Below are 1,207 nucleotides of genomic sequence, written 5' to 3'. Positions count from 1 at the left end.
CACTGCTGTCCGGTTTAAGTTTCTGGACAAGGTGCATGACATTGATTCTACTCGTGTTCAGGCGTTTAGCGACGGTCTGGACACGGGCAGGAGGTCAATGTCATGCGTCATGAGAATAGCGTGTTTCATCAGGTTCAGAAGCATATCCCCTGGTCCGTGTTCGAACGGCTTGTGGATGAACGGCGGGCCGATCACCGTGTGCGGCGGCTGCCGTCCAGGAGCCAGTTCCTGGCGCTTTTGTTCGCCCAGCTTGCGGGGGCCGAGAGCCTGCGCGAGATCGAGGCGGCCATGGCCAGCCACAAGGCCCGGCTCTATCACGCGGGCGCCAAGGTGCCGGCCCGCTCGACCCTGGCCGATGCCAACGCCAAGCGCCCCTGGGAGCTGTTTGCCGATCTCTTTGCCCACATGGCCGCCGCCGCCAGCCGCCGCACCCGGCGCCACATCGGCGAGGCCGTGCGCATCCTCGATGCCACGCATGTCCGCATGTCGTCGCTCAACGCCGACTGGCTCGACCCGCGCAAGGGCCTGTGGGCCGCCAAGCTGCATCTCGTCTACGACCCCAACGCCGATGCGCCCGTGGACCTGGCCCTGTCTGACCAGTCCGTCAATGACATCACCCCGGCCAAGGCCCTCGCGCCCGTCCCCGGCATGACCTATGTGTTTGATCTGGCTTACTACGATTATGGCTGGTGGGCCGGCCTCGACGCCCTGGGATGCCGCTTCGTCACCCGGCTGAAGTCCAACTCCCGCCTCACCGTCACCGCCGAAAATCCCGTGACAGGCGACGGTCCCGTCCTCGCCGACCGCATCGGCCTCCTGCCGCAGCGCCTCGCCCACAGCCGCCGCAACCCCATGCGTGACCCCGTCCGCGAGATCACCGTGCGCATCTCAACCGGAAAGATCCTGCGCATCCTCACCAATGACCTCGACGCCCCGGCCGAGGACATCGCAGAGCTCTACAAGCAGCGCTGGCAGATCGAGCTGTTCTTCAAATGGCTCAAGCAGAACCTGAAGATCCGTCACTTCATCGGCACATCCGAGAACGCCGTCCGCACCCAGATCTTCGTCGCCCTCATCGCTTACATCCTGCTGCGCATCGTCCATGCCACCCAGCGCGCAATCCCTCAGCCCCGCGCCTTTGCCCGCCTCCTGCGCCTCAACATCATGCACAAACGGCCAATCGACCACCTCAGCAAAGCCCCGCCAA

The 1,207-nt window shown here is 64.5% G+C and carries 1 protein-coding gene; it reads left to right on the top strand.

The window, feature by feature from the left end:
• Positions 1–102: 102 nt before the first annotated feature.
• On the top strand, positions 103–1,207 hold a 1,105-nt coding region (locus C8348_RS21845; protein ID WP_106755425.1), incomplete at its 3' end, for an IS4 family transposase.

The sequence above is a fragment of the Pannonibacter carbonis genome (genome assembly GCF_003012935.1).
GTDB classification, from domain to species: domain Bacteria; phylum Pseudomonadota; class Alphaproteobacteria; order Rhizobiales; family Stappiaceae; genus Pannonibacter; species Pannonibacter carbonis.
Note: the sequence above shows the minus strand (reverse complement) of the source record. Positions and strands in the feature narration are given on the sequence as shown.